14 protein-coding genes and 1 other annotated feature are annotated in these 14832 nt (G+C 43.5%); of the genes, 4 read left to right on the forward strand and 10 right to left on the reverse strand.

Going from position 1 to position 14832, the window contains the following annotated elements; translation table 11 throughout:
- Nucleotides 1–16 precede the first annotated feature (16 nt).
- From tyrS to FS628_RS12035, 9 genes are all read right to left on the reverse strand, one after another.
- Nucleotides 17–1279: a tyrosine--tRNA ligase gene (gene tyrS, locus FS628_RS11995; protein ID WP_145322152.1), complete on the reverse strand. Its 1263-nt coding sequence runs from the start codon at nucleotides 1277–1279 to the stop codon at nucleotides 17–19.
- A gap of 117 nt (nucleotides 1280–1396) precedes the next feature.
- Nucleotides 1397–1623 (reverse strand) — a binding site (T-box leader).
- A 99-nt stretch (nucleotides 1624–1722) separates the two neighbouring features.
- Entirely contained in the window at nucleotides 1723–2181 is a 459-nt protein-coding gene (locus tag FS628_RS12000; protein ID WP_145322154.1) for a DMP19 family protein, read from the reverse strand.
- A gap of 5 nt (nucleotides 2182–2186) precedes the next feature.
- Nucleotides 2187–2645, reverse strand: coding sequence for an Imm63 family immunity protein (locus tag FS628_RS12005; RefSeq protein WP_145322156.1), 459 nt, complete (start codon nucleotides 2643–2645; stop codon nucleotides 2187–2189).
- A gap of 145 nt (nucleotides 2646–2790) precedes the next feature.
- The gene (locus tag FS628_RS12010; RefSeq protein ID WP_145322158.1) at nucleotides 2791–4260 is read right to left on the reverse strand and encodes a protein adenylyltransferase SelO; all 1470 of its coding nucleotides are present in this window, start codon (nucleotides 4258–4260) and stop codon (nucleotides 2791–2793) included.
- 291 nt (nucleotides 4261–4551) lie between these two features.
- The gene (locus FS628_RS12015; RefSeq protein ID WP_145322160.1) at nucleotides 4552–5868 is read right to left on the reverse strand and encodes a nucleobase:cation symporter-2 family protein; all 1317 of its coding nucleotides are present in this window, start codon (nucleotides 5866–5868) and stop codon (nucleotides 4552–4554) included.
- A gap of 505 nt (nucleotides 5869–6373) precedes the next feature.
- Nucleotides 6374–7558: an S-layer homology domain-containing protein gene (locus FS628_RS12020; RefSeq protein ID WP_145322162.1), complete on the reverse strand. Its 1185-nt coding sequence runs from the start codon at nucleotides 7556–7558 to the stop codon at nucleotides 6374–6376.
- A gap of 156 nt (nucleotides 7559–7714) precedes the next feature.
- Entirely contained in the window at nucleotides 7715–8320 is a 606-nt protein-coding gene (locus tag FS628_RS31345) for a hypothetical protein (RefSeq protein WP_222125229.1), read from the reverse strand.
- Nucleotides 8321–8690: 370 nt separating this feature from the next.
- The gene (locus FS628_RS12030) at nucleotides 8691–8990 is read right to left on the reverse strand and encodes a Dabb family protein (protein ID WP_145322166.1); all 300 of its coding nucleotides are present in this window, start codon (nucleotides 8988–8990) and stop codon (nucleotides 8691–8693) included.
- Between the two features lie 47 nt (nucleotides 8991–9037).
- Nucleotides 9038–9619, reverse strand: a complete 582-nt coding sequence (locus tag FS628_RS12035) for a TetR/AcrR family transcriptional regulator (protein ID WP_145322168.1) — start codon at nucleotides 9617–9619, stop codon at nucleotides 9038–9040.
- 223 nt (nucleotides 9620–9842) lie between these two features.
- On the opposite strand from FS628_RS12035, the gene FS628_RS12040 reads away from it, so the two are divergent.
- From FS628_RS12040 to FS628_RS12050, 3 genes are all read left to right on the forward strand, one after another.
- Nucleotides 9843–10958 (forward strand): NADH:flavin oxidoreductase, encoded by a 1116-nt coding sequence (locus FS628_RS12040; protein WP_145322170.1) that lies wholly within the window; start codon nucleotides 9843–9845, stop codon nucleotides 10956–10958.
- Nucleotides 10959–11185: 227 nt separating this feature from the next.
- Entirely contained in the window at nucleotides 11186–12037 is an 852-nt protein-coding gene (locus FS628_RS12045; RefSeq protein ID WP_145322172.1) for an AraC family ligand binding domain-containing protein, read from the forward strand.
- Nucleotides 12034–12963 carry a DMT family transporter gene (locus tag FS628_RS12050; RefSeq protein ID WP_145322174.1) on the forward strand — a complete coding sequence of 310 codons (930 nt, stop codon included), beginning with the start codon at nucleotides 12034–12036 and terminating at the stop codon, nucleotides 12961–12963. Before FS628_RS12045 ends, FS628_RS12050 begins: the two co-directional genes overlap by 4 nt.
- Before the next feature lie 71 nt (nucleotides 12964–13034).
- Here FS628_RS12050 and FS628_RS12055 read toward each other — a convergent pair whose 3' ends face one another.
- Nucleotides 13035–13736, reverse strand: coding sequence for a pseudouridine synthase (locus FS628_RS12055; protein WP_145322176.1), 702 nt, complete (start codon nucleotides 13734–13736; stop codon nucleotides 13035–13037).
- 204 nt (nucleotides 13737–13940) lie between these two features.
- Here FS628_RS12055 and FS628_RS12060 point away from each other — a divergent pair, with 204 nt between their 5' ends.
- Nucleotides 13941–14573 carry a DUF1963 domain-containing protein gene (locus FS628_RS12060; protein WP_145322178.1) on the forward strand — a complete coding sequence of 211 codons (633 nt, stop codon included), beginning with the start codon at nucleotides 13941–13943 and terminating at the stop codon, nucleotides 14571–14573.
- The last annotated feature ends 259 nt before the right edge of the window (nucleotides 14574–14832 follow it).

Here is a 14832-nt window from a genome sequence, read left to right on the forward strand (position 1 = left end):
TTTTAATTGTCAGACACTAGGATTGAAGCTTAACCAGACTGTAGTTCTTTTTACCTTTACGGATAATGATGAATTTACCGCCAATGGCATGCTCTGCCGAGACTGTGAATTCAAGCTCAGTAATTTTCTCACCATTCATGGAGATCGCACCTTTAGTGACATCCTCACGCGCCTGGCGTTTGGATGGCTCCAGCCCCAGATCTACGAGCCAGTCGACGATATTTTTGGCTTCGCCGTCTGTTTCAAACGTTGGCATTTCCTTGAAGCCTTGCTCGATTTCATCGGCTGTCAGGGAACGGATATCTCCACTAAACAGTGCTGCTGTAATGCGTTTAGCCTGTTCGAGCATTTCTTCGCCGTGAACGAATTTTGTCATTTCTTCCGCGAGTGCTTTCTGTGCTTCACGTTTGTGCGGCTCCGTCTCTACCTTTTCAGCCAAAGCTTCGATTTCTTCTTTGCTGAGGAAAGTAAAGTATTTCAAGTATTTAATGACATCACGGTCATCTGTATTCGCCCAGAACTGGTAGAACTCAAATGGTGTTGTTTTGTTCGGGTCAAGCCAGATTGCGCCGCCAGCTGTTTTACCGAATTTGGTTCCGTCAGATTTGAGCATGAGCGGAATGGTCAGACCGTACGCCTTTGCTTCAGATCCTTCTTTTTTACGAATCAGATCGAGACCACTCGTGATATTTCCCCATTGGTCCGAACCGCCGATTTGCAGTTGTACATCTTCGTTCTGGAACAGGTGCAGGTAGTCGAGAGATTGAAGAATCTGGTAGGAAAACTCGGTGAACGAGATTCCTCCTTCCAGTCTGCTCGCAACTACATCCTTGGCCAGCATCGTGTTGAGGTTGAAGTTTTTGCCGTAGTCACGTAAAAATTCAATCACATTGATTTTGTGTGTCCAATCGTAGTTGTTTACCATACGAACCTGATTATCACCGTCTGTTACGAACAACTTTTTCATTTGTGCTGTCAGTGCATCCACATTCTCCTGCACCTGTTCCATCGTTTGCAAAGAACGCTCTGCCTGACGACCACTTGGATCACCAATCGTACCTGTAGCTCCACCAATCAAAATAACCGGACGGTGTCCTGCCAGTTGAAAACGTTTCAGCATCATGAAGGGAATAAGATGTCCGATATGCATACTATCCCCCGTAGGGTCAACTCCACAGTACAATGAGACTGATTTGGTTTCAGTCAGTTCACGCAGTCCCTCTGCATCGGTCTGCTGGTTGATGGCGTCGCGCCACTCTAGTTCATCAATAATATTCATTCGTAAAAACCCCTTTTCTATCCTCAAGATTCAGTCATGATCTACGTTAAATTACGAAATAACACGCTGGAACGGGTTTTTTGGACACAAAAAAATCGCCTCCTTGTCTTCATTAGACACAGGGACGATTATCATAACCGTGGTACCACCCAAATTGCATGGACAACACTTGCCTTAACACGCTATCCATACCACTTTCGGCAATATATCGTTTGCCCACCCGCTTGGCATTACCCAAGTACTCCAGAGTGTAATTCGCAGCCCTTGTATGTATCAGGTTCCATCAACCCCTGACTTTCTGTAACAGGGACAAAGCCGCTACTGCGCTCCATCAACGTGATTCATGTATTTAATTTATAGCAAGTATAGCCGAACGTTTCAGTCATTGCAAGGCCAAGTATGCAAACTTTAAATATATCAATGGTCAAGCACATAAACTCAACTTATAAGGTCATGATGTTCAACTTTCCGTGATAATAATGATGTGCCTTCTCTGCAATCTGATCCTCATTGTTCCAAAATTGCTGATCCAGTATATCTAATTGCTGCTCCTGCTCTATTGTTAGAAACTTAGGAATATCCCACAGTTCAGTAAGCCTTTCATCCTCTTCCAAGTGCTGGATGCAGCCGTATGCTGACGTTAGAATGCCGATCACTTGAGTCGCACCAATGGTCTGTAGTGCTCGTAACGCGTAACGGTACGCCTCTTCCCCCCAGTTACAGAAAAACTGTATAAAGCCACCATTAAAGACATCCACCTCTAACAGCCATAGAGCAGCAATTTCCTGTTCATTTGATGTTAAGGCTGCCCATCCTTGTTCAGATTCATTCTTTTTTCCGACGAAGGATAACGCATACTCATACCATACGTCATTGATGTCATTGATATCTTGTTCACTCATCTCAATCACCTCTCTTTAGTAGACTGAATCTGCTCAAGCTCCTGTCGTTTACTCGTCATATGCCAGTATAGATAAGGATCACCGATCTTTTGGAAGGCTTCCTGAACGCCCCTGTTCAGATCCTTCATCACTTCATTTGAATAGTTTAAATGAGTCTGTTTATTATCCACGCCATGTCTTTCCATCAATTCTACATGCGTCGCGGTGAAAATAATATCCTCCAGTAACCAGTAGATAACTTCATCTGACTGTTTTATCCGTTTCTCCAACCAGACGAGACCACGTTCGTATATGCGAACGATATATGTATCTTTTCCAGTCTCTACATAGGGGACGCCATCCGATTTAAAGGGCTCAAATAAGCGGTTAACATAGTTCTCCATCTGTTCCCTATGGAAAGCTGTTCGCTCTAACAACTCTAAAAGGATCTCTGCCATTTGTTGTTTGTTTAGCATATTGGACATGAATGCACCTGCCTATAAAAGTAATCACTTCTTCTCTAATTATTGCATGACATTCTCCGAATTCAATGCGAACGATGGATTTTAACGTCGATGACATAAAGAAAAAGCTGCCCAAGGCAGCCTTTTCTTCTTCCATATTGTTCAATCAAGTCCCACAAAAAGTCTGATACGAAGTATTGCACTGTGCAGGCAGTTCAGCATATTCAGCCTGTTCAGGTGAGTGGGCGAACGGATCGGAAAGAACAGCCAGAAGCTTCTCCATCACGCTAAGGTCTCCGTAATTCTCCGCTCGATCAAGTGCTTCTTCGACTCGATGATTGCGAGGAATCACTGCCGGATTACTCGTTCTCATCAATTGCCGAGAGACTTCCTTCTCCCCATGCTGTCTGTCCAATCTTGCTTGCCACCGCTCATTCCATTCAGCAAATTCTGTCGTGTCAAACAAAGTTGTCCCTTCCAAATGATCAAAGGTCAATGCCAAGAATGTATTCGTGTAATCTGCACTATGCTTCTCCATGAGTTCAAGAAGGTCCTTGATCAGCGCTTCATCTTCTGTCTCTTCATTCAACAAGCCTAGTTTGGCCCGCATTCCCTTAAGCCAATGATGGTGGTACAATTCTGAAAATTGTGCGATGGTGTCCTGAGCGAGTTGCACGGCCTGTTCTTCATCTTCGTGCAATAGCGGCAGAAGTGTCTCGGCAAAACGAGCCAAATTCCATCCTGCAATATACGGCTGATTACCATAAGCATACCGACCTTGCGTGTCAATGGAACTAAATACCGTTGAAGGATTGTAAGCATCCATAAAGGCGCATGGGCCATAATCAATGGTCTCACCACTGATCGCCATGTTATCCGTGTTCATCACGCCATGAATGAAACCAACACGCTGCCACTGGGCAACGAGCGCTGCCTGCCGCTTAATCACTTCCTGAAGGAGCAAAAGATAGCGATTCTCAGCTTGGGCGACATCAGGAAAATGTCGATGCAACGTATAATCAGCCAACGCCCGAAGATCGTCGATAGACCCCCATCTGGCTGCATACTGGAAGGTTGCTACTCGGATATGACTGGAAGCCACTCGGGTCAATATGGCCCCAGGCCGTTCTGTTTCGCGGATAATGTTTTCTCCGGTAGATACCACTGCCAGACTTCGGGTTGTTGGAATACCCAGTGCATACATCGCTTCACTAATAATATATTCTCGCAACATGGGCCCAACAGCAGCACGTCCATCTCCTCCACGAGAGTAGGGTGTTCTTCCTGAACCTTTCAGCTGGATATCCACTCGCTCACCACGTGGCGTAAGCTGTTCTCCCAGCAGCAAAGCCCGTCCATCACCAAGCATGTTAAAATTGCCGAATTGATGTCCTGCATAGGCCTGAGCTAAAGGCTCGGCTCCTTCCGGAATCAGGTTACCTGCAAAAATCTGCGCTCCTTCATCACTGTCAAGAGATTCCACATTCAGACCCAGGCTGGATGCAAGCAATCGATTGAAGATCATCAGCTTCGGTGATTCAACAGGTACTGCGCTCTGGCTTGTAAAAAAAGGTTGCGGTAACTGCGCATAACTATTGTCCAGATTCCATCCTTTGTTTAACGTCTCTTGTTGCACGGTGATCACAACTCCTTTTCTGTACCAAGGGATATCCCTTGGTTATATTGTAGCCTTGTGAACCAATGCTCATTTATGTAGTCGCATGGAAATTCAATGTAAGGAACATATAAGATGTTCTTGATGAAACTTTAGCATATTTGCATGCCATTTGCATTCCTCATGAATAGTAAGCACAAAAAATCCAAGAGGTTTCTTTGCCAAGTGGAGTCATTTCCTTTCATTCCACTTCCCAGAAAACCGTCTTGGATCTGTTTCGTTTACACGCTGACATGTCTGTTATTCCAAGAATTACGTGTGTACTTCTTGAGCCTGTACAGGCTGTACTGGCAAACTCTTATTTTTGAAACCGAGGTTAAAGAAGACATTGAGCAGGATCGCTGACAGGCTTCCCGTGATAATACCATCGCTAACAATGATGCGAATACTTTGAGGAAGCTGGGCAAATAGATCGGGTACAGCGGTAACACCAAGTCCAAGTGAAACGGAGCAAGCCACGATCAACAGATTGGATTGTTTGCCGAAGTCGACGTTTTGCAGCATTTTGATCCCGGATGAGACGACCATTCCGAACAGTACGACAGTCGCTCCGCCTAATACAGCACTCGGAATAATGGTTGCAAAAGCTGCTACTTTGGGAATAAGTCCGAGAAAGATGAGGATACCTCCAGCCGCAACAACCACATTGGTCGTTTTCACCTTGGAGAGCTGAACCAAACCGACATTCTGAGCGAATGTATTGTATGGAAAAGCATTGAATATGCCGCCAAGGACAAACGCAAGACCTTCTGCGCGATATCCCCGTGCCAGATCTTTTTCGTTGATCGGTTGATCACAGATTTTGCTCAAAGCCATAAACACACCTGTGGACTCGATGATAACCACCGTACCTACAATGATCATTGTAATAATGGGGCCGATTTCGAAGGTTGGCCATCCAAAGTAGAAGGGCTGGGGCAAATGGAACCAGGAGGCTTCCTGTACAGCGGCAAAATTCACTTTTCCCATGAAGGCTGCGACGAGGGTCCCCACGATAATACCAAGGAGAACAGCCAGGGATTTTACAAAACCGCGAGCATATCGATTCAGGATCAGAATGAAAAGTAATACGCCAAAGGAAAGTGCCAAATTGTCCAAACTTCCAAAATTCTCGCTGTTTGCTCCACCCGCCATGTTTTTAATGCCTGTTGGGATTAGTGCAAGACCGATGATGGTCACCACTGTACCTATAACGACTGGCGGAAACAATTTGACGATTTTGCTGAAAAATACGGCAAAGATGACGATAAATATTCCCGCTGCTATGATGGAGCCATAAATGGCTGGAATCCCGTATTGTGACCCAATTGCAATCATGGGTGTGACCGCTACAAAAGAGCTTCCGAGTACTGCTGGCAAACCAATGCCTAGGTACTTCCCTTTCCGAGCCTGAAGCCATGTGGCAATCCCGCACGTTAACAGGTCAATGGATACCAGATACGCCAACTGCTCTGCAGTCAAATTTAGTGCTCTGCCCACAAGCAAAGGTACCAGAATTGCTCCCGCATACATCGCCAATACGTGCTGAATCCCCAGTGAAAAAATTCTCATCTTTTTGGTTTCTTTCATCTCACGTTGCCCCCCTGAAATTAGAATCAACCGAACCGCTGCAAAATCATGTTATGTTGATTCACATTATATAAACTATTCAGGGAAGTTCCATGATTCATAACATAGAATTGTTATAGGAGATAAAGAGTTCAACTTAAATTGGGCGTGTTGTACAAAAAGAAAATCTCAAACTGTTTATGTCGCGTTATATTAATTGACACAAGCATTCTCGACAATTCATCTTTAATCTCCAATAGATCCACTTAGCTAGCACAACCCCAGGTGGAATCAGCAAGCGAAATATTATTTCCCAAAACATATCCTTAACCGTAGTTTGGATGGCAGTACCCTGCGCACAAGTTGTTGGGAATAAAAAAACTGCTCCCCCTGAGACTTAGGTCTCAAGATGAACAGTTTTATTTTTAGAGGGCGTCCCTTCCAACTGAACTCCTGTACCTACCATTAAAGAAAACTTCAAGAAGTTTTTTATAAAACAATGAAAAAGGTACCTGATTCTCTTTGTTTATAAATTCCCCATTTCTGGGTCCTCTACATAAATCATCACTTTGTTGTTACCGTCCTCATTCAAACGCTCAGGGTACCGGGCTTCACCGTGGACATGAAAATTTGTCACACCTGTTACATCTATGATAACTCTGTTAGTTGTGTCCATTAACTGTTCAAAGGTATACTTAATGTTCTGACCATTTATTTCCACGAAAACGTCCACGACTTGATCGGATTCAATTCTAATAGCCACCTTCGCTAGAAATTTCCCAGGGTTCAGAGAAAACGCAGGAGATTTACTCAGAATGATCGTTTCTTCAGGCTCTGTGTAGAATATGTTTGCTCCAAATCCGGCAGACACACCTGGGAAGAGGTGAGAACCGGATAATGACTCCTCAACCTTATGGTATGCGTAATCCTCACCAGCAGCTGCCAACATTCGGTTGAGAATGGTAACTGTCTCTGCCCGCGTGACCGATCTGTCAGGGTAGAAAAAACCATTGGTGTCTGGAGTAATGATTCCCAGTTTCATAAAACGGTACAAGGCCTGGGCCTTCACGTAGTCAAAATCCCCCGCCCAATCAAGTTTAGTTCCCTCCTGAATCAAGGCCATCTTTGCTGTCATCAGGGACTCGGGATACCCGTTCTTCTCGAAATCCTTGTAGGATGCAAACTGGAGCTTCGGAACATCTTTTACCTTGGCTAGTTGCTTTACTGAATCCGACGTAGTTAAATCATTAATTCTGGGCCCATTCATATCACCGAACAATGCATCTAATGTCATCAGCACGTCCCAACGAGACATCTTTTTCTCCGGTTTGTAACTGTAACTATCATCAGCATAATTTTGTACATCCGCAGCAAAGATAGGTGAGATTGTACTGTACAACTCAGCGAATTCTTTGCTAGCCCAATGGCTTTCAGGTACCCCCGAGATCCTAGCAGATTCCAAATTGCGGAGCATAGGGAACAAACGGTACACCATAACCGTAAACTCAGCTTTCGTTACGGACTGTTCTGGGCGAAATGAACCGTCTGGATATCCAGTTAGAATCCCGCGACTATTCATTTCGTCTATGGACAATCTGGCCCAATCATATTTACGATTATTGTCTACATCGCTAAATCCAGCAAAGACGGGTGAAACACATGCAACAGACACAATAATTAACACCATGCACGTCAAAAGATATTTTTTCAAAGATAACACGCTCCTGTTTTGGGAATAAAATAGAATTGAAATAACAAAGGTAGCATATACCACTGTGTTTACTTGACATGCTCACCGTTTTAACTATCACTTGATATAGATCAAGGGATTGCTTAGACTCCTCACTTACGCCCCAGGTGCACTAGACTATTCAATATCGCTACGCTTGATCGTAGTGCCATCATCAAAAATAATTTGATCCATCTCGAATTCAACTGTGATTTTTTCTAGTGGAGTATCCCTAAATTCAATATCATCTTTTATAAATTGATTCACTTCAAAACTACCATCATATGTAGTAGATGTTCCAGATGTAATGGCTTCATCGTATTTTACATTAAGTGATTTGATATCATTATCAAACATATCCTTAAAAGTGATGAGACCTTGGAACCCTTTCACCTTTTTATCAGATGTATTTTCAATGTCAAGCGTCATGTTAATGACGTCTTTAAAAATCCACTTATCGGTATCTTTGAAAATCACACTCTTTTTAAGTAAGCCTACTCTTAATGAATCATTCAAAACTTTTAATTGGGTTTGTTTTTCTTTTTCTGCTTCTTCCTGTTTTCGTTTAATTTCTTCTTGCCTCTTTTTTTTCTCTTCTTCAATCTTCCGCTGTCTATCTTTTTCATCGTTTATAATTTGGATCACTGTTTGTGACGAGAGGTCTGTATTTTCGCTGCTGGCAAACTCAATTGCCATGCTATAGAAATCTTTATCTTCTTGTGTAAGTTCAGTCGTAGTCTTCACATCCTGAGAGACAGTCTCTGAATACAGTTCTTCTGTTATCGGCTTTCCACACGCAGATAACACAATAGTCACTAGTCCAATGAATAAAATTAATGCTAAACTCTTTGTCTTCGATTTCCCCTTCAACACTGCACATCCTTTAAAATTTTATTTTCATGCACAACATAATACCCTTCCCATTTAGACCTCCTCCAGGAAATTTATACCTCATGAATTATAGCATCAACAGGAAATTTGGACTAGATGTAACAGTGTCTTAAGTCACGATTCCGATGCACATATTATGATTCAATCTTGAATTACTCCTCTTGATGTCTCGTCTTTATGGTAAGTCCCCCTTCCCTTTCACTATTTTGCTTTAATCGCAGCTTTAGATCAGGTAATCAACCACAATAACATCTTCCACCCAACCATCTAGCGAAGCTACAAAAGCCTGATGAGCTGGATGTGGACCATAAGCGCGCAATGCCTCCTGATCTTCAAACGTCACTCGCAAGCCAATCGTGTAACCTTGGATACGATCCGTTTCTTCCGTAGTATTGATTCCCGCTGTCAGCGAGACAATTCCCGGAATCTGTTCCTGTAACGCGAGCAATTGAGCCACCAGTTCCTGTTGCTTGGCTAATGTGATTTTATCGTTAAATTTAAAAACAACTAAATGTTCAAACATCTTGTTATTCCTCCTATGTCCATCGAATAGTAATGCAATTTCGGTAGTCAATTCAACAATTCCAATCCGCCCATAATATAGGGTACCACTCTCTTGGCTAAGTCAGCAGGCGATTCCTGTCTTCCTTCGATATTCCAGCGATACGTTATTCCATAGATCGACCAGCTTAACATCGTCGCAGTAGCTTTCAACGTTTTAAGGTCTACTTCTCTCGCTCCTTGCAGCATGAATTGAAGAAGAAACTGCTCCAGCTGCGTTTTGATATTCTCTTCAATAATTGGTGCAACTGTATCATATTTTTTAATACACTCATTGCTTGATACGTGGTAATCACATAACGAATATATAAGCTGCTGCATGGACTCGGCTGACAATCGAGCTTCCGAATCCACTCTTTTCGTTACATATTCCATAAAAGCATCCGATAACAAAGCTTCGAGCAGCGCATATTTATCCTGAAAATGGGCGTAGAATGTAGCTCTGTTGATTGTGGCTTGCTCTGTAATATTCTGAATGGTAATACTACTGAAGTTTTTAAGGTTCAATTGGTTTAAAAACGCATCAAGAATTAATTGACGCGTGCGGATTACACGCGGATCATTCGAGTTTGGAGACAATACACCAGACATGTTCCAATCCTCCTTCGTACACAAAATATTTGGCTAGACTCCTTCATTATAGATAAGTGCCATTTGTTCAACAAGTGAAAGTAAGTGCAAAGACACAATACAATAATCCGAGTCTTTCGCTTAAGCAACAAAATGCTCCGATTGTTGGTTGAGCATGCCTATAGACCTTGTTAAGATTGCACTCGTACCCGCTTGAAGGTGCAAAATAATGGAGGTGCTTAGTTTGAGTAATCAACAACATAACGTTATTTCTACGGAGCTTCTGTTTCAACCATACACCGTTCAAAAATTAACCCTGTCCTCACGAATTGTCATGTCCCCCATGGCTCGCGCTTTTTCCCCGGATGGTGTCCCGGGAGCCGATGTAGCAGCATATTATCGTCGACGCGCAGAGCAAGGTGTTGGCTTAATTATTACGGAAGGTGCAACCATTGAACATCCATCTGCATCAAGTGAGCCTAGAATCCCTCATATGTATGGAGAAGCAGCTCTTCAAGGCTGGGCTGAAGTGGTTCGACAAGTCCATGCCGCCGGCGGCAAGATTTTCCCTCAGATTTTACATATGGGAATTGTTCGTCCTTCAGGATCCCAACCACACCCGGAAGCTGCATCTCTAAGTCCATCGGGAATTGATATAGAAGGTAATCAGGTAAGTGAGCCTATGACGGAAGAAGAAATTGCAACTGTTATTGAAGCTTATGCCGATGCAGCAGTTAATGCACAACGCATAGGTTTTGATGGAATTGAGCTCCACGGTGCTCATGGTTTTCTGATCGATCAATTTTTCTGGAAAACAACGAATAGGAGAACGGACCGCTACGGTGGCGACCTTCAGAAACGAACACAATTCGCGGTTGAACTTGTTAAGGCAGTCCGGACTGCGGTAGGTCCTGATTTTCCTATTGCGATGCGGATCTCCCAATGGAAGATGAATGATTATCAAGCCAGACTGTTCGACACACCCGAACAACTGGGACAATTCCTCAGCTTGTTGGTTGATGCAGGTGTAGATATCTTCCACTGCTCGACACGACGCTTCTGGGAGCCCGAGTTCGAAGGATCTGAGCTTGGATTTGCAGGTTGGGTAAGAAAACTGAGTGGCCGAACCACAATTACCGTTGGTTCTGTGGGTATGCCAGATGAGTCTGAAGCAGGAGCAGATAAAGCAACACATCCAGGTATGGGCGAACTCATGAAGCGATATGAGCAACAGGAATTTGATCTGGTAGCTGTGGGACGTGCACTCCTTGGTGATCCGGCATGGGCTGCAAAAATACGCGAAGGCCGCGTATCCGAGATTCAGCCTTTTACACCTGAAGCACTAGCTACACTACATTAAAAAATAAGTACGTATTGTTCCAGGAACATTTGGTCTCATAATATATAGGTTTGAACTCGTGAATCAACTATACTAAGCAAAGGGCTCGCTTTCCCTCGGGGATTGCGGGTATTTTGTTTTGTAAGATATCTGTCCGACCAAACACTTGAAGCAATAGCAATATCGTTCAAGAAAATCCCTTCTTTACATCCTATAATGACGTTAACATACCAGAAAGAAGGTGCATCATGACTCGGGAAGTTCGAACTGTTGTATTTGATACTGATCTACAGCTGGAAGCTTATCAATTTGAAGGCATTATGCAGAAGTTTCCCAATCATTTTCATGACTATTATGTCATTGGATTTATTGAGCAAGGTAAGCGACACCTCGTCTGCAACAACGAAGAATACATTCTGAATAGTGGTGACATGATTGTCTTTAATCCACATGATCCACATGCCTGCGAACAGGTCGATGGAAGAACCCTCGATTATCGCTGTATCAACATCCAGTCTGAAGTTATGCGAGAGTATGCGAAAGAGATTACTGGACAAGCTTACTTGCCACGATTTACCTCTCCCGTTCTCTACCAGAGTGAACTTGTTGGTTCCCTGCATGAGCTGCACCAGATCATTCTGGAGGAGCAATCCGATTTTTGCAAAGAAGAATTATTACTCTTTCTGCTGGATCAATTGCTGAGAGATTATTCGGATGCTGAACCACCCGTTGCAACACAGGATGTTACTACTGAGATCAGACGCATATGTGATTACATAGAATCTCATTACATGGAAAGCATCTCGTTGAACGAGTTAGCCGACTTGACGGAGATGAGCAAATATCACCTGCTGCGTTTATTCACTCGCCAGAAGGGGATATCACCTTACCGCTACTTGGAGACAATTCGTATTAATCAAGCCAAACGGCTGTTGGAACAAGGCCAGCTTCCGATTGAAGTGGCCGCACAGACGGGATTCAGTGATCAGAGCCACTTTACGAATTTTTTCAAAAAACTGATCGGCCTGACACCAAAGCAATATAGACGTATCTTCAATCATGATTCGGAGTTGAAACGAACCACCACTAACATCGTATGACAAGTCATCATAACAGCAATGCCGCTACCGGACATATGCTCGCCTTATTTACCATATTGATCTGGGGAACTACCTTTGTCTCGACGAAGGTTCTGTTGATTGATTTCACTCCTGTAGAAATATTATTTTTCCGTTTCCTGATCGGGTATTTGGTACTGTTATTGATCTATCCACGTTCACTGCGGATCGCCTCATTCAGAGAAGAATGGTTATTTATCGGAGCAGGACTATGTGGGGTGACGTTATATTTTCTTATTGAAAATATTGCTCTGGTGTACACAACCGCTTCCAACGTGGGTGTTATTGTCTCCATTGCCCCGTTCTTCACTGCCGTGCTCGCACACTTCTTCTTAGATGGTGAGAAGTTAACTCGCCGCTTCATTATCGGATTCGGGATTGCCTTGAGCGGCATCCTACTCATCGCACTGAACGGCAGTTTCATTCTGCAACTGAATCCGATAGGTGATCTGCTTGCTTTCATAGCACCTGCGGTATGGGCGATCTACTCTGTGCTAATGCGGAAAATTGGGGAGCTTCGCTATCACACCATTGGCGCGACTCGCAAAGTGTTCTTCTATGGCCTGATCTTCATGCTGCCAGCTCTATTCCTGTTTGAATTCCATTTGGAACTCGGACGCTTCACGAACATGACCAATCTTTCCAATTTTCTCTACCTCGGTCTGGGTGCCTCCGCGTTGTGTTTCGTGACCTGGAACCGGGCCGTGAATCTTCTCGGAGCTATCAAAACGAGTGTCTACATCTATCTGGTGCCTGTCATTACTGTCGCGTCATCTGCACTAATTCTTCAGGAACGGATAACCTGGGTGATTATACTCGGGGCGTTCTTAACCCTATTTGGCTCTTACATTTCAGAGCGAAAAGGACACAAGCTTAACAACAAAAACACTAATCCGCATAGGGGTTAGTGTTTGCTTCATTTTTTACTGATAAAACTGGACATCGTGGTTGACCAACGTTGACATGCAGCAGAAGTCATTCATTTTATCTCATTTAATTGAGACAGCAGAATCTCCAGTTCCTCTTGCTCCAGATGACGCCATTGCCCCCGCTCCAGTTGATCCAGCGTAATATTCATAATTCGCACGCGCTCCAGCTTCAAGACTCGGTACCCCAAAGCTTTGCACATTCTGCGGATCTGCAGGTTGAGACCCTGTGTCAGAATAATACGAAATACATTGTCACTTTGCCTATACACTTCGCAGGGCTTGGTCACTACGTCAAGAATTTCAACGCCTTTAGACATGGACTTTACAAATTCGTCGGTTACGGGTTTGTCTACAGTCACTACATATTCTTTATCATGATTATGCTCCGAACGCATCATCTTGTTCACAATGCCTCCGTCATTCGTAAGCAAAATCAACCCCTCAGATGCCTTATCCAGCCTGCCTATCGCAAATATGCGAGAAGGATAATTCATATATTGAATGATGTTCCCCTCCACATGTTCTGCTGCTGTGCAGACAATACCGATGGGTTTGTTCAAAGCAATGTAGACAGGTTCGCTGTCATTACGAGGAATCTGCTTGCCATCAATGAGTACCACATCGTGAGGTTCAACTACCGCCCCTTTTTCACATACCCTGCCATTGATCGTTATGCGTCCAGCTGCAATTAAACGGTTCGTTTCCCTGCGGGAGCAGAATCCCGTTTCACTTATGTATTTGTTAATTAACATATGTCACCGCTTCTCATCTATAGTATTGCCACTGGTTCTTTGAGTGCTGGTACGTTCATTCGCTTCGTGCAATGAGTTAGTACCTTGTACTGATTTTCATTCCACATCATCTCATTTATACTGAAACGAAGCAATGAATGGTTATATGAAGACACATACAACATTACATAGGAAAGCCAAAATACACTCTGAAAGGAGTCTCTCATGTACAAAGTTACTCGATTTACAGTTGACCCCAATGATCCAAACCAAGACTCTGGCATGTGGATTGGTGGAGAAACTGCATACGTTTCCGACTGGCCGCTCAACCCTGAGGGGCAGCCTTTACTGCATCTGTTCTCCATCAATTGCAATACACTTTCACAGCAGGTCCATATCCCTTCTTTACCACAAGATAAATATATCTCGGTCTTCTCGACCTACTCCGCCTCCGAATACTTTCTGGATCAGGTAACCTATACGGGAGATGAGCTGGAATGGAACGAGAATATTCTCGCCGGATGCACTTATGTCTCGGTATCTTCGCATCCACTAACTTCCGTATGTCCCGTTCCACCCATTCCGTTAAGCGGCATACGTTTGATTGAAACGGAGTTAGACGATCAGGAGTTCCCTGCATTTTCATTTTTCTCTCCCACTTTACCAAACGGTGTGAAAGGAATTGACCATTTGGTAGAGGAACATCAACTGGTGTGTCAAATATATTCCGGAGATTTTCCTGATCCTTATCGGGATATATTGGGTCTTCCCGATGCAAACGGTTATTTATTTTTGCGAAGTGGTCCCGCGTCTGCTCACGCACCATTCGATGGAATTTTCTTTGTACAGACTGCTTAATGGCGATACGTTGAAGTCAGGTATCATCATATAGAACGGCTAATCAGAACGTTTCCCGTCTACTCAGACAGGGAACGTTTTTTATATATGCACGTTTTACTATCCTCGATCAATACAAATGCCAAACACTGTTAAAAGGTCATATGTATTGGATCATATCTATCCTTTCGACACGAAATCGTTTTAGAAAAAACTTATCACGAGAAATATTTCCACCCATCAAAATTTAACATTATTTTACAACAAAAAGCATGTACAT

This window comes from Paenibacillus xylanexedens, assembly GCF_007676705.1.
Lineage (GTDB): Bacteria > Bacillota > Bacilli > Paenibacillales > Paenibacillaceae > Paenibacillus > Paenibacillus xylanexedens_C.

Bases quoted from the DNA above. Each gene is read 5' to 3' on its own strand.
- tyrS (WP_145322152.1), bottom strand. From the start codon at position 1,279: ATGAATATTATTGATGAACTAGAGTGGCGCGACGCCATCAACCAGCAG.
- FS628_RS12000 (WP_145322154.1), bottom strand. From the start codon at position 2,181: ATGAGTGAACAAGATATCAATGACATCAATGACGTATGGTATGAGTAT.
- FS628_RS12005 (WP_145322156.1), bottom strand. From the start codon at position 2,645: ATGTCCAATATGCTAAACAAACAACAAATGGCAGAGATCCTTTTAGAG.
- FS628_RS12015 (WP_145322160.1), bottom strand. From the start codon at position 5,868: ATGAAAGAAACCAAAAAGATGAGAATTTTTTCACTGGGGATTCAGCAC.
- FS628_RS12030 (WP_145322166.1), bottom strand. From the start codon at position 8,990: ATGTTTGAACATTTAGTTGTTTTTAAATTTAACGATAAAATCACATTA.
- FS628_RS12035 (WP_145322168.1), bottom strand. From the start codon at position 9,619: ATGTCTGGTGTATTGTCTCCAAACTCGAATGATCCGCGTGTAATCCGC.
- FS628_RS12045 (WP_145322172.1), top strand. From the start codon at position 11,186: ATGACTCGGGAAGTTCGAACTGTTGTATTTGATACTGATCTACAGCTG.
- FS628_RS12050 (WP_145322174.1), top strand. From the start codon at position 12,034: ATGACAAGTCATCATAACAGCAATGCCGCTACCGGACATATGCTCGCC.
- FS628_RS12055 (WP_145322176.1), bottom strand. From the start codon at position 13,736: ATGTTAATTAACAAATACATAAGTGAAACGGGATTCTGCTCCCGCAGG.
- FS628_RS12060 (WP_145322178.1), top strand. From the start codon at position 13,941: ATGTACAAAGTTACTCGATTTACAGTTGACCCCAATGATCCAAACCAA.